General features: G+C 57.1%; 16 protein-coding genes and 2 tRNA genes. 10 read left to right on the top strand and 8 right to left on the bottom strand.

Annotation, left to right across the window (positions count from 1 at the left end; all coding sequences use genetic code 11):
- Nucleotides 1-32 precede the first annotated feature (32 nt).
- The 3 genes from AC2FH2_RS02730 to AC2FH2_RS02720 are packed head-to-tail and all read right to left on the bottom strand — an operon-like array spanning nt 33 to nt 2,514.
- The gene (locus tag AC2FH2_RS02730) at nt 33-947 is read right to left on the bottom strand and encodes a pseudouridine-5'-phosphate glycosidase (RefSeq protein WP_496822784.1); all 915 of its coding nucleotides are present in this window, start codon (nt 945-947) and stop codon (nt 33-35) included.
- A complete protein-coding gene (locus AC2FH2_RS02725; protein ID WP_281972023.1) occupies nt 944-1,837 on the bottom strand; it encodes a PfkB family carbohydrate kinase in 894 nt (297 codons plus the stop codon). Before AC2FH2_RS02725 ends, AC2FH2_RS02730 begins: the two co-directional genes overlap by 4 nt.
- A gap of 56 nt (nt 1,838-1,893) precedes the next feature.
- Nucleotides 1,894-2,514, bottom strand: coding sequence for a thiamine phosphate synthase (locus AC2FH2_RS02720; RefSeq protein WP_496822782.1), 621 nt, complete (start codon nt 2,512-2,514; stop codon nt 1,894-1,896).
- Between the two features lie 153 nt (nt 2,515-2,667).
- Between AC2FH2_RS02720 and AC2FH2_RS02715 the strand changes: the two genes are divergently transcribed.
- The 4 genes from AC2FH2_RS02715 (at nt 2,668) to AC2FH2_RS02700 (ending at nt 6,785) form a co-directional block, all read left to right on the top strand.
- On the top strand, nt 2,668-3,411 hold the full coding sequence (locus tag AC2FH2_RS02715) for an RNA methyltransferase (RefSeq protein ID WP_281972025.1): 744 nt from the start codon (nt 2,668-2,670) through the stop codon (nt 3,409-3,411).
- Nucleotides 3,412-3,473: 62 nt separating this feature from the next.
- Nucleotides 3,474-4,619 carry a heme A synthase gene (ctaA, locus tag AC2FH2_RS02710; protein ID WP_496822780.1) on the top strand — a complete coding sequence of 382 codons (1,146 nt, stop codon included), beginning with the start codon at nt 3,474-3,476 and terminating at the stop codon, nt 4,617-4,619.
- A gap of 5 nt (nt 4,620-4,624) precedes the next feature.
- Complete coding sequence (locus AC2FH2_RS02705) at nt 4,625-6,094, top strand: carboxypeptidase M32 (protein WP_496822778.1); 1,470 nt, start codon at nt 4,625-4,627, stop codon at nt 6,092-6,094.
- A 196-nt stretch (nt 6,095-6,290) separates the two neighbouring features.
- On the top strand, nt 6,291-6,785 hold the full coding sequence (locus tag AC2FH2_RS02700) for a hypothetical protein (RefSeq protein WP_271947312.1): 495 nt from the start codon (nt 6,291-6,293) through the stop codon (nt 6,783-6,785).
- Between the two features lie 140 nt (nt 6,786-6,925).
- On the opposite strand, the gene gyrA is transcribed toward AC2FH2_RS02700, so the two are convergent.
- The gene (gyrA, locus tag AC2FH2_RS02695) at nt 6,926-9,622 is read right to left on the bottom strand and encodes a DNA gyrase subunit A (RefSeq protein WP_496823041.1); all 2,697 of its coding nucleotides are present in this window, start codon (nt 9,620-9,622) and stop codon (nt 6,926-6,928) included.
- Between the two features lie 224 nt (nt 9,623-9,846).
- Between gyrA and AC2FH2_RS02690 the strand changes: the two genes are divergently transcribed.
- Nucleotides 9,847-10,116, top strand: coding sequence for an usg protein (locus tag AC2FH2_RS02690; protein ID WP_142633572.1), 270 nt, complete (start codon nt 9,847-9,849; stop codon nt 10,114-10,116).
- A 103-nt stretch (nt 10,117-10,219) separates the two neighbouring features.
- Nucleotides 10,220-10,915, top strand: coding sequence for a lipid-binding SYLF domain-containing protein (locus tag AC2FH2_RS02685; RefSeq protein WP_496822776.1), 696 nt, complete (start codon nt 10,220-10,222; stop codon nt 10,913-10,915).
- Here the strand turns inward: AC2FH2_RS02685 and AC2FH2_RS02680 are convergent, their stop codons facing one another.
- Entirely contained in the window at nt 10,916-11,869 is a 954-nt protein-coding gene (locus AC2FH2_RS02680) for a radical SAM protein (protein WP_496691174.1), read from the bottom strand.
- Nucleotides 11,870-12,032: 163 nt separating this feature from the next.
- Between AC2FH2_RS02680 and zwf the strand changes: the two genes are divergently transcribed.
- From zwf to AC2FH2_RS02660, 4 genes are all read left to right on the top strand, one after another.
- Nucleotides 12,033-13,481 carry a glucose-6-phosphate dehydrogenase gene (gene zwf, locus AC2FH2_RS02675; protein WP_496822774.1) on the top strand — a complete coding sequence of 483 codons (1,449 nt, stop codon included), beginning with the start codon at nt 12,033-12,035 and terminating at the stop codon, nt 13,479-13,481.
- Nucleotides 13,478-14,149, top strand: coding sequence for a 6-phosphogluconolactonase (gene pgl / locus AC2FH2_RS02670; RefSeq protein WP_496822772.1), 672 nt, complete (start codon nt 13,478-13,480; stop codon nt 14,147-14,149). The genes zwf and pgl overlap by 4 nt, the downstream gene beginning before the upstream one ends.
- A gap of 4 nt (nt 14,150-14,153) precedes the next feature.
- Complete coding sequence (gene pgi / locus AC2FH2_RS02665) at nt 14,154-15,767, top strand: glucose-6-phosphate isomerase (protein WP_496822771.1); 1,614 nt, start codon at nt 14,154-14,156, stop codon at nt 15,765-15,767.
- A gap of 151 nt (nt 15,768-15,918) precedes the next feature.
- Complete coding sequence (locus AC2FH2_RS02660; RefSeq protein ID WP_496822769.1) at nt 15,919-17,538, top strand: long-chain-fatty-acid--CoA ligase; 1,620 nt, start codon at nt 15,919-15,921, stop codon at nt 17,536-17,538.
- An 83-nt stretch (nt 17,539-17,621) separates the two neighbouring features.
- On the opposite strand, the gene AC2FH2_RS02655 is transcribed toward AC2FH2_RS02660, so the two are convergent.
- The 3 genes from AC2FH2_RS02655 to AC2FH2_RS02645 form a co-directional block, all read right to left on the bottom strand.
- Entirely contained in the window at nt 17,622-19,085 is a 1,464-nt protein-coding gene (locus AC2FH2_RS02655; protein WP_496693476.1) for a flavin-containing monooxygenase, read from the bottom strand.
- A 317-nt stretch (nt 19,086-19,402) separates the two neighbouring features.
- Nucleotides 19,403-19,477, bottom strand: a tRNA-Asn gene (locus tag AC2FH2_RS02650).
- 127 nt (nt 19,478-19,604) lie between these two features.
- Nucleotides 19,605-19,679: transfer RNA gene (locus AC2FH2_RS02645), tRNA-Asn, on the bottom strand.

Here is a 19,679-nt window from a genome sequence, read left to right as displayed (position 1 = left end):
GCAGTCCTTGGCCTTGGTACAATAGCTATATGTTAATCCGCCTTGGCGGACAGGGCGCGGGCGATCCCGGCTGCCAGGCGGGCATTGTTGCGGACCAATGCGATATTGGCGGTCAGGGAACGACCTTCGGTCTGCTCATAAATCCGTTGCAACAGGTAGGGAGTGACCCCTTTACCGCTGATCCGATGCGCATCTGCATCCGCCTGTGCCGAGGCGATGATCGGGGCCAGTTCCTCGGATGGGATCTGATCGGCCTCCGGGATCGGATTGGCGACAAGTTGGCCGCCGGGCAGGCCAAGCGCGCGTCTGGTCGCATGTGCGTGCGCGATGTCTTCCGCACTGTCCATGCGCAGAGGGGCTGCCAGCGGGGATTTTGCCGACCAGAAGGCCGGAAATTCGTCCTGGCCATAGGCAATGACCGGAACGCCCAGTGTTTCCAGAACCTCAAGCGTCTTGGCCAGATCGAGGATGGCTTTGGCGCCTGCGGCAACAACCGTGACCGGGGTATGGGCCAATTCGTGCAGGTCAGCAGAGATATCGAACGAGGTTTCAGCCCCTTGGTGGACGCCTCCAATACCGCCGGTGGCGAAAACGTCGATCCCGGCGTGATGGGCGGCGATCATGGTTGCGGCGACCGTTGTTGCACCGGTGCCACCGGTTGCCATGCAGGCGGCCATATCGGCACGGGACAGTTTGGCGACCCCATGCGCTTGGCCCAGTGCTTTCAACTCTTCGGCTTCCAGACCGACGTGAAGCGTACCATTGATCACCGCCATGGTCGCTGGCACAGCGCCCGCCTCTCGAATGTCTTGTTCAACCTGTGCCGCAACCTCGATGTTCTGCGGGTAGGGCATACCGTGGGTGATGATCGTGCTTTCCAGCGCAACGATAGGTTGGCCTGCGTCTTTTGCGGCGCGGACCTCGGCAGAATATTGAATGTTGATCACAGTGGGGTTTCTCCGGAAACGTAAGTTGCGGCGGCATGCAAGGCACGTGACAGGGCCTCATCGCTTGGGGCACCGGTGGCCTCGGATGCGATATGCGCCGCCATGAATGTATCACCCGCGCCGGTCACACGGGTGACCAGAACGGATGGGGGTTTTTGGGTCAAGATTTCCTCAGCGCTGGCAACGGTTGCCGAACTGCCGCCATCAGTCACCAGCACGCGCAGCGCGCCGCGATCCAGCAGCCCCTTGGCGGCGCTTGCCGAATCCGCGAATTCGCGCTGGCACAGGATGCCAGCCTCTTCGAGGTTCACATAAAGCGTCGCGCGGGCATGTTTGAGGAAAGGCAGCAGGCGATCGGCCTTGCCGGGTGAGGCCGGTGCCACGCGCAGGTCGGCTCCGGCGAAGGCTGGGCTTTGCGCGATTTCTTCCAAAAGCGACAGCGTCAGGTTGCCATCCAAAGCAACAGGACCATCAAATGGCATGGTCTCTGTGCCTAATGGGCCTTGCATCAGGGGTTTCAGAATTTTTGCCCCTGCAGCCTCAAGTGAATGGGCGTCCGCAATCGCGGCAATCAATCCATTGGCGCCCTCGACAGCCATATATCGGTCGGTCGGCAGGTCCTGCGAGCGATAGATGTGATCCGTTACCATCCCCAGCCGGGCGCAAGCATTGACCAACTCGTCGCCTTCGGGATCGCGACCAATGGCGGTCAGCAGGGTGGGCGTCATGCCAAAGCGCACCAGCGTCATGGCAATGTTCATTGCCACGCCTCCGGGCAGGCGGGTGATCCTGCCGGGAACATCCGACCCCTGCCGCATGGCGCTAGCAGAACGTCCGATCACGTCCCACAGGACAGAACCGATACAAAGAATTTCGCTGTTCTGAGTCATGTCGACGTCATGCCGCAGCCCCGGCGTGGGTGCAAGGGTTAACGCTCACATCCTGCTCAGCCCATGGCGGTGATCAGGTCGTTCAGTGCAGCGGATGGGTCATCCTGTGACCAGATCTCATCCCCGATGCCAAAGAAATCGGTGCAGGGGCTGAGGTCACGGATCAATTCGGGGGTCAGGCCGCCTTCTGCCACAACCGGCACTTCGATCATCTCGGACCACCACTGGAACAGATCGAGCTCGGCCACGGTTCCGTCACCCAAAGAGGACGTACCAACCGGGCCAAAGGCCACATAATCCGCCCCGGCCTCACCAGCCGACATGCCGTCATGGCTGGAGGTGCCGCAGAAGCAGCCGACAATGGCATCGGCACCCAATTCCTTACGCACATACCGGACCGAGCGCGCGCCATCATCCAGATGCACCCCATCCAGACCCAGACGCTGCGCCAACAGGACGTGGTTGGAAATCACCAGCGCCACGTCCCGCGTATGTGCCACCTCGCGGCAGGCATCAGCGGCACGGGCAATCGTATCCTCGTCATTTCCCGCAAGGGCCAGACGGATGCAGGCGATTTCGGTGCTGTCCAGAACGCGGGCCAGTTGGTCGGGGAACGTGCTCAACGTGATGGTCGGCGGGGTGATCAGGTAAATCTGCGGCTGCTCGGGGGTGTCCATCGGCGCGTCCTTAGCTTTAAGTCTTTTGCGCGGTTTAGCGGATTGCGGGCCGGAAGCAAACTTTTATGCCTGTTTCAGGCAGAATTGGCGCCGCCAATGGCTTGCCCTGCGTTGGCGCGACGATTACAGCAGGCGCAGTTTTCGGAGACAACCATGCCCAGCGACAAATCCCAGCCCTCATTTGTGCTCGTGCGCCCGCAGATGGGTGAAAATATCGGTGCCGCCGCGCGGGCGATGTGGAATTTCGGGCTGGACCGGATGCGGATCGTGGCCCCACGTGATGGCTGGCCAAACCCCAAGGCGGTGGCCATGTCCAGTGGGGCGGGCCGTCTGCTGGATGAGGCGCAGCTGTTTGACGATCTGGCTGGCGCGCTGTCTGACAGTACCTATGTCTTTGCTACTACGGCCCGCCAGCGCGGGTTGACCAAGCCGGTCTTCAGCCCCGAACGCGCTATGCAGATCGCGGCCGAAAAGGTCGCTGCGGGCGAAAAAGTCGCCGTGCTGTTCGGCCCGGAACGGGCTGGGCTTGAGAATGAGGATATCGCCAAGGCCAATGCCATCATCTCGGTCCCGGTGAATCCGGAGTATGCCTCATTGAACCTTGGACAATGCGTGTTGCTGACCGCCTATGAGTGGATGCGCCAGACAGGCGACGTCGTGCATGAGGCAACCGATCTGGGCAAAGGCGACTGGGCCACAGGCATCGAGGTCGAAAAGCTGGTCGAACATTATGAAGACCGGCTGGAAGAGGCGGGGTTCTTTTACCCCCCTGAAAAAGCCGAAAGCATGAAGACCAATCTGCGCAATCTGTGGTCACGGATGCGGATGACGCGGGCGGATGTGCAGATGTTGCACGGGGTCATGCGTCAGATGGTCCGTTGGAAAGACAAAGGGTAAGGCTGGACCTCGTCCCATGGTGGTCCTAGCTTGCAACGAAATTCAAGACACATGAGGAACGCATGAGCGGCAAGCGCAGCATCTTCGAAGAGGTCTCAGACTCTGAAAAACAACAAGCGATTCAACCTGGTATGATTGACCGGGGCCGCGGTGGTGCGCGTAAGGCTATCCGGGCCTGGCTGATGATCCTGTTTGCGCTTGTGGTTGTGATGATTGCGGTGGGTGGGCTGACCCGCCTGACCGATAGCGGGCTGTCGATCACCGAATGGCGCCCGCTCACCGGGGCTGTCCCGCCGATGACCGAAACCGACTGGCAGGCCGAGTTCGACAAGTACAAGCAAATCGACCAGTGGCGCATCCAGAACCAGTGGATGGAGCTTGCGGATTTCAAATCCATCTATTGGTGGGAATGGGGCCACCGCCAGCTGGGCCGCGTGATCGGGCTGGTCTGGGCGCTTGGCTTCTTTGGGTTCCATATTGCGCGCAAGATACCCACCGGCTGGACCGGCAAGCTGGTGATCCCCGGTGCCTTGGGTGGGGTACAGGGCGCCGTTGGCTGGTGGATGGTCGCGTCCGGCGTGACGCAGGGCGAGGGGATGATCGCCGTTGCCAGCTATCGCCTGGCGATCCATCTGGGTCTGGCCTTTGTGATCTTGGGTTTCCTCGCCTGGTATATGTTCGAACTTGGCCGGGAAGAGCGTGACCTGATGCAGGCCCGCCGCGCGAAAGAGGCCAAACTGTTTTCCCTGTCTACCGGCCTGATGCATTTCGCATTCCTGCAGATCCTCATCGGCGCACTTGTCGCAGGTATCGACGCTGGGCGGTCTTATACCGACTGGCCATTGATCGGCGGGCAGATTTTCCCGCCGGACGCGGCGATACTGGAACCGATGTGGCGGAACTTTTTCGAAAGCCCCGGGCTTGTGCAGTTCATCCATCGTTGCGCGGGTTATCTGCTGTTGATCTTTGCCATCGTTGTCTGGCGGCGTGGCAATTCCAGTGCGCATCCGCAAACGCGCTTTGCCTTCAACATGATGTTCGCTGCCTTGTCGCTGCAGGTGGTTGTCGGGATCATGACCGTGATCTACGCGGCCCCCTGGCAGATCGCCATTTTCCATCAGTTCATGGCCGTGATCGTGTGGACTCTGATCCTGCGTGCGCGCTTCCTGACAGCCTATCCCATCGCAACTTCGATCCGCGGAGCCTGACCCAGATGACTGCCTATGATAAACTGATGGCCTTCCAACGTGAAACTTCAGCCCTTGGTCAGATTGCCGGGCGTCTGGGATGGGATCAGGAAACAGTGATGCCGCGCGGCGCAGCACCGCAGCGCGCAGAAGAAATGGCCGCGATCGAATCTGTTTTGCATGCCCGACGGTCTGATCCGCGTGTGGCAGAGTGGCTGGAGCAGGCCGACCCGCAGGACGATGTCGCGCGCGCGCAACTGCGCGAGATCCGCCGGTTCTATGAGCGGACCGTGAAAGTGCCCGCCGATTTGGCCAAGACCATCGCACGCGTTACCTCAGCCGCGCAGGGCACATGGGCACAGGCGCGCGCCGATGAGGATGTGGCGGCCTTTTTGCCCGTGTTGGAAGAGGTTGTGGCGCTCAAACGTCAGGAAGGTCAGGCCCTGGCACAGGGCGGTGATGTCTATGACGCCATGGTCGAAGATTACGAGCCCTATACGACCGGCACTCAGATCGCTGCGATCTTTGACCAGATGCGTCCGCGTCTGGTGGCATTGCGAGCAGCCGTACTGGATCAGCCCGGACCGGCCGCCCTGACTGGGACGTTTGACTCAGCGACCCAGATGCGCCTGTCACAGAAGCTGGCCACCGGATTCGGTTACGACCTGAACACTGGCCGGGTCGACAAGGCCGTTCACCCGTTCAGCTCGGGCAGCGGATTGGACGTGCGGATCACCACGCGCACCAGCGAGACCGATCCGTTCAACTGTTTCTATTCAACCATTCACGAGGTCGGCCACGCCGCCTATGAACAGGGCATCGACCCGGCCTACCTTTTGACCCCGCTGGGGCAGGGCGTGTCGATGGGCGTGCACGAAAGCCAGAGCCGGATTTACGAAAACCAACTGGGTCGATCACGCGCCTATACTGGCTGGCTGTTTGGCCAGATGGTCGAGGCTTTTGGCAGTTTCGGCGTCGCCGATGCCGATGCGTTCTATGCCACGGTCAACCGGGTCCATAACGGCTATATCCGCACCGAGGCGGATGAGGTGCAGTACAACCTGCACATCATGCTGCGCTTTGATCTTGAGCGTGCGTTGATGAGCGGTGATCTGCAGGTCAGAGACCTTGAGGGTGCATGGAACGACCGGTTCAAGGCGGATTTCGGCTATGCGGTCGATAGGCCGTCGAACGGATGCTTGCAGGATGTCCATTGGTCCGTCGGTCTGTTCGGGTATTTCCCGACCTACTCGCTGGGCAATGTCTATGCCGGATGCCTGAACCAGGCTCTGCGATCCGCGCTGCCCGATCTGGATACTCAACTGGCCAAGGGTGACACGTCGGGCGCCACCGGTTGGCTGCGCGAAAACCTCCAACGCCACGGCGGCCTTTTCGCCCCACGCGAGATCATCCAACGCGCCAGTGGCATGGAACCGGGTCCAGAACCACTGTTGGAGTATCTGGAGCAAAAGTTTGGATCGTTGTACGGGTTGTGATAGTGGGCCTAACTGGGCCTGACCAGACAACGCACTCAATCGTACACCCAATTCGTGATAGGAGACGAAAGCTTGCTCTGAGCCCAAACCTGCCGAGAAAGCGCCAACCTGCTTATAAGTTGACACTTGTCAAGGATCGAGACTTTTAGTTCACCTACTCTGACAATGGATTGTCCACTACTTAGGCGCTTCCGACATGAACGGATTTATCCAAATTGGTATAGCAATCAGTATTATAGTTTGGGCAGTTCCCTCAACTGCCCAGAGGGCGAATCCCCATTTGATCTACGAAGAGAATTGCGCGTCTTGTCACCTGCCGCATGCAGGAGATTTTGTCTCCGAAAAATTGATTGTGTCAGAAAGCGGCATTGTCGGAAAAGCTTCTGGTCGTCCCGTCATTGATTATCTGAAGGCAGGACACGGCGAGTTGTCAGACGAAGAAATCAATGTGCTGATAGAACAGTTTGAGTTCATCCAAGAATCTGGCCGTCTATTCCAAGAAAAATGCATTATTTGCCACGACAACGCCGCCGAATTTGCGCGCCAAAAGTTGATCTTGCGCGATGACATAGTTACGGGCCGGTACACAGACAGAGATGTCGCAGAGTTTTTGTTGCAGCACGGACGGCTTGATGCTTCTGAGGCACAAAAGATGGTTGAGGTCCTTATGCGCCAACTTCAGGTAAAATAAAGAGCATCAAAATACCACGCGATGCAGGTCGGTACTTAGCCTTAATTCGGGCATTAGGTCTATGCATTGATAGGCAGTTTTGTCCGCACACCAAACACCCAGAAACATCGCCGAGGCCAGAGAGCCTCGGCTTTCATTGCTTACTCTTCCGTCTCGTCCTCATCACCCTGATCTGCGATCCAGGCAACGGATACGACCTCTTCGCCTTTGCCGGTGTTGAACACCTTCACGCCACCTGCTGACCGCGAGCGGAATGAGATGCCTTCGATCGGGACCCGGATCGACTGACCCTTGGACGTGGCCAGCATGATCTGATCTTCGATATCGACGGGGAACGAGGCCACAAGTGCCCCGCCGCGCATCGCCTTATCCATCGCCGCAACACCCATGCCACCGCGCCCGCGAACGGGGTAGTCGTGGCTGGAGCTCAGCTTGCCTGCACCGCCCGTGGTGATCGTCAGGATCATGTTTTCGGCAGCGGACATTTCGGCATAGCGTTCCTGCGTGATCGTGCCGGGGGTTGCTTCATCCTCATCCGTCTCACCGTCATCGGCGATGCCTGCCACTGCGCGGCGCATCTTGAGATAGGCGGCGCGTTCATCCGGATCAGCTTCGAAGTGGCGGATCACCGACATCGAGACGACACGGTCGCCACCGCTCAGCCTTATACCCCGAACACCGGTAGATTCGCGTGAGTTGAACACGCGCACATCAGTGGTGCGGAACCGGATTGCGCGGCCCGAATTGGTGATCAGCATCACATCTTCGTCTTCAGAGCAGATGCGTGCATTCACCAGTTCGATGCCTTCGGGCAATTTCATCGCAATCTTGCCGTTGCGGCGGACATTGGTGAAATCCGACAGTCGGTTCCGGCGCACATCGCCTGCGCTGGTGGCAAAGATGATCTGTAGGTTTTCCCATTCTTCGTCCGGCACATCCACGGGCATGATCGCCGCGATGGAAACCCCGGTCGGAATCGGCAGGATGTTGACAATGGCTTTGCCCTTGCCAGTGCGCCCGGATTGCGGCAGACGCCAGGTTTTGAGCTTGTAGACCATCCCGTCAGTGGTGAAGAACAACAACTGTGTATGCGTGTTCGCCACGAAGAGGTTGGTAACGACGTCCTCTTCCTTAGTCTGCATTCCCGACAGGCCCTTGCCACCACGTTTTTGCGCCCGGAAATCGGCCAGCGGAGTACGCTTGATGTAGCCGCCCGACGTGACGGTCACGACCATATCCTCACGCTCGATCAGGTCCTCATCTTCCATGTCGCCGGACCAATCGACGATCTCGGTGCGACGGGGCACGGCAAACTGTTCACGAACGCTGCGCAGCTCATCTCCGATGATCGACATGATGCGCTCTCGCGAGGACAGAATATCGAGGTATTCCTGAATCTTACCCGCAAGTTCTTCCAGTTCGTCCGTAACCTCTTTGACACCGATCTGGGTCAATCGCTGCAGGCGCAGGTCGAGGATCGCGCGGGCCTGAACTTCGGTCAGGTTATAGGTGCCGTCGTCGTTCATCATGGACAGAGGGTCGTCGATCAGGCGCAGATAGCTTTCGATCTCAGCCGCGGGCCAGCGGCGGGTCATCAGCTTTTCACGCGCTTGCGCGGCGTCAGCGGATGACCGGATGGTTGCAACCACCTCATCCACATTCGAAACTGCAACGGCCAAACCGCACAGGATGTGACTGCGTTCGCGGGCCTTGCGCAGGTCGTAAGCCGTACGGCGCGCAACAACGTCTTCGCGGAAATCGATAAAGCTGGTCAGAAAGCGGCGCAGAGTCAGTTGCTCGGGCCGGCCACCATTCAGCGCCAGCATGTTGCAGCCAAACGAGGTCTGCATCGGCGAGAAACGGAAAAGCTGGTTCAAAACAACTTCGGGCGTGGCGTCACGTTTGAGTTCGACCACCACACGTACGCCGTTACGGTCGGATTCGTCCTGAACGTGGCTGACGCCTTCAATCCTCTTCTCACGCACGGCCTCGGCGATCTTTTCGATCATCGAAGCCTTGTTCACCTGATAGGGGATCTCGTCCACAACGATGGCGTAGCGGTCCTTGCGGATTTCCTCGACGCGGGTCTTGGAGCGGATTATGACGCTGCCGCGCCCTTCCAAATAGGCTTTGCGCGCGCCGGACCGGCCCAGCATTACGCCGCCGGTCGGGAAGTCGGGGCCTGGAACATACTCGATCAGCTGCTCGGACGTCAGATCGGGATCGTCGATCAGGGCGAGGGTGGCGTCGACCACCTCACCAAGATTGTGCGGCGGGATATTGGTCGCCATGCCCACGGCAATGCCGCCAGCGCCGTTGACCAGCATGTTCGGGAACCGTGCGGGCAGGACTGTCGGCTCTCTGTCTTTGCCGTCATAGTTGTCCTGAAAATCGACGGTGTCTTTCTCGATATCCGCCAGCAGAGAGGCGGCGGGCTTGTCCATCCGCACTTCGGTATAGCGCATGGCCGCCGGGTTATCGCCGTCCATCGAGCCAAAGTTGCCCTGACCATCCAGCAGCGGCAGCGACATCGAGAAATCCTGAGCCATCCGCACCAACGCGTCATAGATCGCGCTGTCGCCGTGTGGGTGGTATTTACCCATTACGTCGCCGACCGGACGGGCCGATTTGCGATAGGATTTGTCATGGGTGTTTCCGGTCTCGTGCATCGCGTAAAGGATGCGCCGATGCACCGGTTTTAACCCATCGCGCAGATCAGGAATCGCACGGCTAACAATGACCGACATCGCATAGTCCAGATAGGACGTGCGCATTTCGGATTCGATGGAGACCGTCGGGCCACCGTAAACGGGGCGTTCTGGCGGGTTTTCATCCATATTTTCAGGAACTTCTGGCGTATCGCTCACGTAAACTGCCCGTTCTGTATGCAGACTCTATATCTTGTGGATACACCTTATCAGACCCGGTACATAAGGTGCAAGCAAGCAACCATTTTGCAAGTGAGAAACTCCGGTAACATCACGGTAACATATTGTTAACTAAGGATTAGGGTGTTTTCGTGATACAATAGGGGGACCTTGCAATTAATATTGAGGTCGAAATGGAGCGCAGCGAAACGGAATTGATGCTTAAAGGATATGGGCTGACAACGGCGGAATTATTCTACCACATGCCCGACTATATCCATGTTCTGAACACCTTCATCTGGCAGGAATACGATCTGGCGCCGGATCATCCGAAACTGTTCGAGTTCATTGATTTCTGGCAGCGAGAGATCGAAGGCCCCTTACATTCTGTAAAATTCACGCACCGTAAGATGATCGCGCCCGGAGAGTGGCGCAACCAAGTTGGCGAGTTTCGGGTGAATTAGCCACCCTGGCAGATTATTGGCTGTGTAACGAAAGGGCGTGTTCCATTTGATTTTCTTAGGCTAGGGTCGTGTCCAAACCATTGATCAGCTAAGGAAATGCCGCATGCCCAGAATGTTGCTGTTTGTCGCCGCCGTTTTGCTTGGTGGGCCAGTCGCCGCTGAGGGAGTTTTGGACAAGATCAAAAAAGGCGCGGCAAACGCGGCTGACGTTGTCGGGCAAGGGGCCGAAACCGTTGGCGAGACAATCGATAAAGGCGCGAAAGCTGTTGAGGGTACGGTCGACTCGACCACCGAATTGCTAAGCAATGAGGCCACTCCGGAAGAGACGCGCGCCAAGCTGGACACATTGGCCACGCAGATTCTGGATCAGTTGCTGGCCGAAAATCCCGAAGCGCGTGCGCTGTACGAGGTCTGTGCCGGCTATGCCGTGTTCGACTCGCGCAAGGTTACGGTGTTTCCAGTCTCGGCTGGGTATGGGCGGGGTGTGGCGGTGTCAATGGACACCGACCAGCACACATATATGAACATGGGAACAGGCGGCGTGGGTGGCGCGATCGGCATCGGCGGCTTTGAATCCAAGTTTGTGATCATGTTCGAAACAGCTGCTGATCTGGATAAGTTCATCACTCAAGGCTATGACGCGACCGCCGAAACCGGTGCCATGTACGGCGACGAAAACACGACGGAAACCGTGCGATTCACCGACGGTCGGTCCTTTTTTGAACTGTCCAAGACAGGGTGGCGCGTGGCAGCGGGCGCGTCGGGTACAAAATTCTGGAAATCGCCGGAACTGAACTGATCAACCCGAGCAGCTGGCCCCACCCAGGACGCAGAATTTGGCACAATGCGGATGGTTAAGGTGCACGTCCGCTTCCGCCTCGGCCAGCGTATGCCCCATCTCGAATTCCGGCTCATAAGGCAGCAACGTGCAGGCCAGAACGGCAGGTTTTTCAGCGCCCTTGCGTTTGACCACCATCCGGGCACTGGCGCACATCACAGTCGCGGGTGATTTGTCCAAGATACCCCAGCAGGCGGTGGTAATTTCCGGCACTTCGACGGTTTCGTCCATTTCAGGGAAAAGGACCGTTCGCGCAGGGTCATGCGCGTCGATGCCAAACCCGTGGCGGTTGAATAACGTAGCATATCCCTGACGGCTTTTTTCATCGTCCTCGCCCCATACGGTTCTGCCGGCAACAGCCATCCGGAATCCGCCATCGCGTAGCCACTTCATACCTTCCACGGTTTTGTCAAAACTGCCTTTGCCACGTTCCTTATCGTGCAGGTCGGCACGATAATGGTCGAGCGATACCCGCAGCGTCAGTTTCCCAGCGTAGTCGCGCTGAAGTTCAGTCAATCCCTCGCGCATCTTCTGGCGCATCATTGGCCGCATCGCGTTGGTCAGGATCAACACCTCATAGCCGCGTTCCAGCGCCGCGCGTGCCATCTCGATCATGTCGGGGTTCATGAACGGCTCACCACCGGTAAAGCCAATCTCACGCACGGGCCAGTTTCTGTCTTCGATCTGGTCCAGATAGTCCCGCACTTCACCCGCCGAGATATAGACCAACGCATCATTGGTCGGGCTGCTTTCGATATAGCAGTTCACACATTCGATGTTGCACAGAGTCCCGGTATTGAACCAGAGCGTCTCGGGGTTGGTCAACGCCACCGAGGCACGAGTCTGGCCATCCGCTGTCACCAATTTGTTTTGAAACTTGCCGATATTGACGATCTGAGGGGCGTTGTCTTTCATTCCGGTTTCCGGTTCTTTTCTGTTGTCACCTTGAATTAGAGGTTTCAGACCGTTTCGCAAAGTGAGACATGGGTGAACTGACAGAGAATTGATGTCGCGGAAATCCGCAAAAATGGTTGCGCTAACATTGGACATTGAGCATAGGGCAAGGTAAGGAAAACACATGGTTTCTCGCGTCATACCTGTAGACCCCTTTGATCTGGTCATTTTTGGCGGAACCGGCGATCTGGCGCAGGGTAAAATCCTGCCCGCTCTGTTTCGCCGGTTTTGTGCTGGCCAGTGGGCTGAAGGCGCGCAAGTAATCGGGGCGGCCCGAACGGATTATGACCGTGACAAGTTCCGCAATTTGGTCCGCAACTCGCTTGAGGCACATGCCGGACGACACAGTCAGGACACCGCTGCGCTGAACGCGTTTTTGCAGCGGGTTGATTATGTGACATTGGATGCTGTTGCGGATCATGGCTGGGCCGAGCTTGCGCAGAAACTTCAGCCGGATCGGGTTCGGGCGTTCTATTTTTCGGTGGGGCCGCGGTTGTTTGGCCCTCTGGCGGAACGGATCGAGGTGTATGATCTGACAACGCCGCAGACGAGGATCGTGGTTGAAAAACCCTTTGGCCATGATCTGGAAAGTGCGCGAGCTTTGAATGCCACGCTGGCCGCGCATTTCAGGGAAAGTCAAATCTATCGAATCGACCACTATCTGGGCAAGGAAACCGTCCAAAACCTGATGGCTGTTCGGTTCGGCAACATGTTGTTCGAACCACTTTGGAACAGCCAGTATGTCGACCATATCCAGATCACCGTAGCCGAATCCGTCGGAATTAACGGCCGTGAAGAGTATTACGAGCGCGCAGGCGCAATGCGCGACATGATGCAGAACCACCTGATGCAGCTTTTGTGCCTGATCGCCATGGAACCTCCGGCCAAGTTCGACCCGGATGCGGTGCGTGATGAAAAGCTCAAGGTCATTCGCGCTCTGGACCCGGTAAAGCCACATCATATCGTGCGGGGGCAGTTTGAGGGCGAAAGTTCAAGTTACCGCAAAGCGGTTGGAAATCCGCGCTCGACCACGGAAAGCTATGTAGCGCTACGGGCGCATATCAGCAACTGGCGATGGGCAGGAACACCGTTCTACTTGCGCACGGGCAAGCGCCTTGTGGCCCGGTCTTCGGTGATCAATGTGATGTTCAAAGACGCGCCGCACTCGATCTTTGGAGCGGATGCCGGGCGTCATGCGAATGCGCTATCGATCCGCCTGCAGCCAAATGAGGGCATCACGCTGAAAGTGACGATCAAAGAGCCCGGGCAAGGAGGTATGCGTTTGGTCGACGTGCCCCTGGATATGAGCTTTGCCGAGGCATTGGGCGCCGAGAACCAGGACCCGCCAGACGCCTATGAACGTCTGGTGATGGATGTGATCCGAGGCAATCAGACGCTGTTCATGCGCGGTGATGAGGTCGAGGCCGCCTGGGCTTGGACAGACCCGATCATCGCAGGATGGCAGGCGCGTGGCGACGTGCCGAAACCTTATGAGAGCGGCAGCACTGGGCCGGGCGACGCCGAGCTGCTGATGAAACGGGACGGTCGCCGTTGGCAAGGGATAAACCCATGAAAATTCAGGAATACGCCGACCGGGATATGCTAGCCATCGACGTGGCCAATGCTATCGCCGGAGATCTTGAGGCGGCGCTGCTGCATCACGATCTGGTCTCTTTTGCTGTGCCGGGCGGTACCACACCCGGGCCGGTCTTTGACGGATTGTGTGCCGCTGATTTGGATTGGGATCGGGTCCGAATTCTGCCAACGGATGAACGGTGCGTATCCAGCGACAGCGATCGCGCAAATGCGCGGCTGATCCAAGAGCGTTTGCTGACCAATCGCGCCTCGGTCGCGCAATATATGCCGCTGTATCTGGATGGCAAAGATCCGGAATCGGTGCTGCCCGAAATTGAGAGCTTGATTGCGCCCGTGCTGCCTCTTTCGGTTCTCATGCTGGGTATGGGCGAAGATATGCACACCGCCTCGCTGTTTCCGGGGATGGACGGGTTGGCCGCCGCATTGGACGGGCATGCGCCGACGTTGGCCGTGGCCCGGCCCGAAGTTCAGCCTGAGGCGCGGATTACATTAACGGCTCCGGTCTTGGATGGCGCATTGTCTAAGCATCTGGTGATTTTCGGGGAAGCCAAACGCAAGGCGCTGGACCGAGCCATGTCCCTGCATCCCAAAGAGGCACCGATTGCTGCTGTGTTGGGCGGCATGACGGTCCATTGGGCGGAGTAGAGTTATGAACCTGGATACTCTCAAGGCATTTGCGTCAGATGGCGGTCGTTCCATTTTGGACTTGTTCGAACAAGACGTGGATCGGGCACAGGTTTTCTCGACCTCAACGGGCGATATGCTGTTTGACTATTCAAAGACGCAGATTGACACGGATATTCGCGCGGCCCTGATCCGCCTATGCGACGAGGCGGGGCTTGCCGACAGGCGCGACGCGATGTTTGCGGGTGCCAAGATCAATGAAACCGAAGAACGCTCGGTTCTGCATACGGCATTGCGGAATCTGGATGGCGGTCCGGTCGACGTGGATGGTCTGGATGTCATGCCTGGCGTTCTGGATACGCTGCAGCGGATGCGTGTCTTTGCCGAAGAGGTGCGCGGTGGCGCGGTGGCCGGGGCAGGGGGCAGCTTTACCGATGTGGTGAATATCGGAATTGGTGGGTCTGATCTGGGACCGGTTATGGCCACGCATGCACTGGCTCCGTATCACGACGGGCCGCGGCTGCACTATGTCTCGAATGTAGACGGGGCACATATTTCCGATGTTCTACGGCAGCTGGATCCGACGCGGACACTTGTGATTGTCGCGTCCAAGACGTTCACGACCATTGAAACCATGACCAATGTCCGCACCGCGCGCGCCTGGATGGTCGATGGCGGCGGGGAGCCGGCCCGACAGTTTGCTGCGGTTTCCAGTGCTTTGGACAAGACTCAGGCCTTTGGCATTCCCGAACAGCGCGTGTTTGGTTTCGCCGATTGGGTCGGCGGACGTTATTCGGTTTGGGGGCCTGTGGGCCTGCCGGTGATGATTGCCGTAGGCTCGACGGCCTTTGATGCGTTTTTGCGCGGTGGACAGGCAATGGACGTGCATTTTCGCGCAGCCGATTGGTCCGAGAATATGCCTGTGATGTTGGCTTTGACCGGTGTCTGGCATCGGCAGGTTCTGGGATATGCCAGCAGGGCCGTGCTGCCATACGATCAGCGTCTCCTGCGCTTGCCCGCATATTTTCAGCAGCTCGAGATGGAGTCGAATGGCAAATCCGTTGCCATGGACGGCAGTGCGCTGACCATTCCTTCGGGTCCGGTGGTCTGGGGTGAGCCTGGTACCAATGGTCAGCATGCGTTTTATCAGCTGATCCATCAGGGCACAGACGTTATCCCTTGCGAATTCATGGTCGCTGCCGAGGGACATGAACCTGAGCTGACCCACCATCACCGGCTGCTGCTGGCCAACTGTCTGGCCCAGTCCGAGGCGCTGATGCGCGGCCGATCGCTGGACGAGGCGCGGCAGCGCATGGCCGACAAAGGGTTGACGGGTGAAGAATGCGAACGTCAGGCCCGACATCGGGTGTTTGCTGGCAATCGTCCCTCGACCACGCTGATGTACCCCAAGCTAACGCCTTTTGTTCTGGGTCAGGTCATTGCCCTGTACGAGCATCGCGTATTCGTCGAAGGGGTCCTGTTGGGGATCAACTCTTTTGACCAGTGGGGCGTTGAACTGGGCAAGGAACTGGCGACTTCACTGGGGCCAATCGTGGACGGTGCAGAAGGTACCGAGACCAAAGACGGGTCAACCGCCGCCCTTGTTGCCTATGCCATGTTGCACCGGGAAACCGAATAAAAGCCAGCTTTACAGCCCTGGCATGACGCATTCTTCTATTGTCAGACAATTAAATGCTTGGCAGGGTTTCTTTTGACCGCGCCGATTGCAGAAGATGCGTGGCAAACAAGAAGGTGCTGCAAAAAGCGGCCCCGACACAGGGAGGATGTCCATGCTGGGACAAATGATGACGCAACCGTTGCTGATCTCGTCACTGATCGAGCATGCCGATCGCTATCATGGCCAAACCGAGATATATTCTGTCGAAACTGACGGCAGCTTGACTGAAACGAACTGGTCGCAAGTCGCCGCGAACGCACGAAAATTAGGTTCTGCACTGTTAGGTCTTGGGCTGGAACCGCACGCTCGGATAGCGACATTGGCATGGAACAACCGCCGCCATCTGGAAATCTACTATGGCACTTCGGGTGCTGGATTCGTCTGCCACACCGTAAACCCCAGGCTGTTTCCAGAGCAGCTGACCTATATCATCAATCATGCGCAGGACCGGGTTCTGTTTTTCGACGCCACATTCATCCCGCTTGTCGCCGCTTTGAAGGACCAACTGACAGAGGTGCAGCATTTCGTGTTAATGGGTCCGCGGAATGATGACGCAATCTCGCAGGTTCCAGGGGTGCAGTTCTATGATGAGCTGATCGAAACCGGTAATTCCGGCTTTCAATGGCCGAGGCTGGACGAAAACACAGCCTCAAGCCTTTGTTACACTTCGGGCACAACCGGCAACCCCAAAGGGGTGCTCTATTCCCATCGCTCGACAGTTTTGCACAGTTTTGGGTCCAACACGCGTGACGTGATCGGGTTTTCGGCGATGGATGTGGTACTGCCAGTTGTACCGATGTTCCATGTGAATGCTTGGGGATCGCCGTACGCTTGCGCGATGTCGGGGTCTCGGATGGTATTACCGGGACCAGATTTGCATGGCGAGGCATTGGTCAATTTGATTGACAGCTATGGGGTGACACTGGCCATGGGCGTGCCGACGATCTGGCAGGGTCTGCTGGCCTCTGCAAAGAAGTCGGGCAGTCAACTGTCCAGTCTTGAGCGCACAGTTATTGGTGGGGCCGCATGTCCGCCGTCGATGATCGAGACGTTCCGCGAAACCTATGGTGTCGATACAGTCCACGCCTGGGGGATGAGCGAGATGAGCCCGCTGGGAACCGCGAACCAGCCCTTGGCGAAACATGGAAAACTGCCCAAAGAAGAGCAGTATGGGCTTCGGGAAAGTCAGGGCCGTCCTTGTTATGGGGTCGAATTGAAAATCGTTGATGATTTCGGCAATGAGCTTCCGCGTGACGGTGAAACACAGGGAGACCTGATGGTGCGCGGATACTGGGTATTGGACAGCTATTTCATGATGCAGGATCAGGGTCTGCTGCAAGACGGTTGGTTTGCCACTGGCGACGTGGCGACACTGGACCCGGACGGGTATATGACGATCCGAGATCGCTCAAAGGACATCATCAAATCCGGCGGTGAATGGATCAGTTCGGTCGAGCTCGAAAATATCGCGGTGGCACATCCAAAGCTGGCAGGCGCAGCCGTTGTGGGTGTGCCGCATCCGAAATGGGACGAACGGCCCGTTCTTGTGGCGGTGAAAGCCGAGGGGGCAAACCCAAGCGAAGAAGAATTGCTGGCGTTTTTTGGTGGTAAGATCGCCAAGTGGCAGATCCCGGACAGGGTAGTCTTTGTGGACGCGCTGCCACTGAACGCGACTGGCAAGATCCTGAAACGCAACCTGCGGGAAGACTTCAAAGATGTGCTGAGTACCTAGCGCAAGATCACTGGCCTGGCAGACACAAGCGAGATGGTTTGCCGGGTTTTCTGACTTCGCGGCGAACGTAGATCTATAGCCCCTCAGCCTTCTGAAGTTCCACGCCTGAAATCTGCCAGTTTGGGCTTCCTCGTGCGCCTGAAATACTCGAATGAACTGCCGGGCCAGTTGGTGGTTATCCGCTCGCCATCTTTGTAATAGCTGCGCTCGATCCGCGCCCACTGACTTTTGGCAAGACGCTGTTGCATCTCGTCATCGAAACGCAATGCCGCCTCAGGTTTTACTTCGATCGTGCCGTGATCGGCCGCCTTGATAAGTTGGATGACAAAACCGATTTGCGCTTCGATCATGGCCAGTACCGTCGTGTGGCCAAGGTTTGTGTTTGGTCCGTAAATAATGTGCAGATTAGGGAATTTGGGAACCGAGATGCCAAGATAGGCCCGCGCACCACCTTCATCCCAAACATCGCGCAACAAGATACCATCACGTCCCTTGATATCAATAGCTTGCAGGAAGGGGTTGGATTGGAACCCAGTGCCAAGAATGACCACATCATGGTTGCGTTCGGTACCGTCTGTGGTCTTGATCCCGTCTTTGGTGAAACAGTCGATTCCGTCCGTCACTAACTCAACCTTGTCCTGGTTTAAAGTCTGATAGTAGCTGTCCGAGACCAAAAGGCGACGCGCGCCGGGCGGGTATTTTGGTCGAAGCTCCTCGCGGAGTTTTGGGTCCGATATCGTCTTTTCCAGATGCCGGTTCAGTATGTTCTGCATCAGCATCTCGTGCAGTTTCGATCCTTTCATGACTGGAAAGATCTTGAACTCATTCTCGGCCCAAAGGCGGAAGCGATAAAGTTTTTGAAGGAAAGGCATCGAACGCATCAGCGACTTGAAGCTCTCGCCATAGGTCTTGTTGCCTTTGGGCATGACCCAATTTGCCGTGCGTTGATAAACTGTCAAACTGCGTGCCTGTTTAGCGATCTCTGGGATGAACTGCAGCGCGCTGGCTGCATTTCCAATCACGGCAACTGATTTGTCCTTCAGGTCGATATCATGGCGCCATTCGGCAGAATGGAATATGGTTCCCCCGAAGAGTTTCATCCCCGGTATCCCAATACGGTTGGGAAAGTGCAACTGACCAACCGAGCAAACCACGTGGCGGCAGAGATAGGTTTCATCTCCATTGCCCTTGGTCGTTACAGTCCACATTTCACTTGTCGGATCGAAGCTTGCTGAAGTGACGGCGCAGCCAAGGCGTAAATGCGCGATCACTCCGAATGTTTCCGCACAATCCCGGATGTAATCCAGAATCTCTTTCTGTCCCGACCATTTTCGGCTCCAGTTCGGCGTTTTGCTGAAAGAGTAAGAATACAAATGCGAGGGCACATCGCATTCCGCACCGGGATAGGTGTTATGCTGCCAAGTGCCCCCAAATTCAGTGGCCTTGTCGAGTATTGCGAAGCTGTCGATTCCCGCTTGTCTGAGCTGGTAGCCCATACCAATGCCGCCAAAGCCAGCACCTATGATCAAACAGTTCACCTGCTTCATGATACTTCCTTATGCTCGTATGTCCGTTTCGCGACTTACCAGTGGCGTTTCTGATCTGCCTGGTTTGGCTTTGGGACAAGCGTGACCGGCATAAAATCTTCTTTCAATCTATCTCAAGTTCACCTGAGCCTGCTAATAACTTGGGCCCAGACTAAGTCCTTCAATGCAAATGTAATTGGGAACTTATCCCTCAACTTTGAGTTGAATGGAATGAAAAAATTAGAGGATGAACCTTTGAAACCGTTTATCATCTGCCTTGAGTTATGGCGCACGGCCTGAGGCAGGGTGTTTCTATAGTCGTGAAAATTTTGGAAGATTGGCTCCGGCGGTAGGGATCGAACCTACGACCAATTGATTAACAGTCAACTGCTCTACCGCTGAGCTACGCCGGAACGGTTCGCGCCGTATAGCAACCCGACTCTTCGGCGTCCAGAGGGGGGCGTGAGTTTTTTCGTCGAAAAAACATGCGCACAGCGAAGGCGGGCATCCATGATAATTTGCGGTGTGTTTTGGGGAAATTGGCTCCGGCGGTAGGGATCGAACCTACGACCAATTGATTAACAGTCAACTGCTCTACCGCTGAGCTACGCCGGA

The sequence above is a fragment of the Ruegeria sp. YTSA105 genome, assembly GCF_059610225.1.
The sequence above is the reverse complement of the archived record's forward strand: the minus strand, read 5'-3'. Positions and strand labels throughout refer to the sequence as shown.

What these genes read in the sequence shown, in the direction of transcription:
- AC2FH2_RS02685 (WP_496822776.1), top strand. Translation starts at nt 10,220, where the DNA reads ATGCCCAGAATGTTGCTGTTTGTCGCCGCCGTTTTGCTTGGTGGGCCA.
- AC2FH2_RS02655 (WP_496693476.1), bottom strand. Translation starts at nt 19,085, where the DNA reads ATGAAGCAGGTGAACTGTTTGATCATAGGTGCTGGCTTTGGCGGCATT.
- pgi (WP_496822771.1), top strand. Translation starts at nt 14,154, where the DNA reads ATGAACCTGGATACTCTCAAGGCATTTGCGTCAGATGGCGGTCGTTCC.
- ctaA (WP_496822780.1), top strand. Translation starts at nt 3,474, where the DNA reads ATGAGCGGCAAGCGCAGCATCTTCGAAGAGGTCTCAGACTCTGAAAAA.
- AC2FH2_RS02715 (WP_281972025.1), top strand. Translation starts at nt 2,668, where the DNA reads ATGCCCAGCGACAAATCCCAGCCCTCATTTGTGCTCGTGCGCCCGCAG.
- AC2FH2_RS02690 (WP_142633572.1), top strand. Translation starts at nt 9,847, where the DNA reads ATGGAGCGCAGCGAAACGGAATTGATGCTTAAAGGATATGGGCTGACA.
- AC2FH2_RS02705 (WP_496822778.1), top strand. Translation starts at nt 4,625, where the DNA reads ATGACTGCCTATGATAAACTGATGGCCTTCCAACGTGAAACTTCAGCC.
- zwf (WP_496822774.1), top strand. Translation starts at nt 12,033, where the DNA reads ATGGTTTCTCGCGTCATACCTGTAGACCCCTTTGATCTGGTCATTTTT.
- gyrA (WP_496823041.1), bottom strand. Translation starts at nt 9,622, where the DNA reads ATGGATGAAAACCCGCCAGAACGCCCCGTTTACGGTGGCCCGACGGTC.
- AC2FH2_RS02680 (WP_496691174.1), bottom strand. Translation starts at nt 11,869, where the DNA reads ATGAAAGACAACGCCCCTCAGATCGTCAATATCGGCAAGTTTCAAAAC.
- AC2FH2_RS02700 (WP_271947312.1), top strand. Translation starts at nt 6,291, where the DNA reads ATGAACGGATTTATCCAAATTGGTATAGCAATCAGTATTATAGTTTGG.
- AC2FH2_RS02720 (WP_496822782.1), bottom strand. Translation starts at nt 2,514, where the DNA reads ATGGACACCCCCGAGCAGCCGCAGATTTACCTGATCACCCCGCCGACC.
- AC2FH2_RS02725 (WP_281972023.1), bottom strand. Translation starts at nt 1,837, where the DNA reads ATGACTCAGAACAGCGAAATTCTTTGTATCGGTTCTGTCCTGTGGGAC.
- AC2FH2_RS02660 (WP_496822769.1), top strand. Translation starts at nt 15,919, where the DNA reads ATGCTGGGACAAATGATGACGCAACCGTTGCTGATCTCGTCACTGATC.
- pgl (WP_496822772.1), top strand. Translation starts at nt 13,478, where the DNA reads ATGAAAATTCAGGAATACGCCGACCGGGATATGCTAGCCATCGACGTG.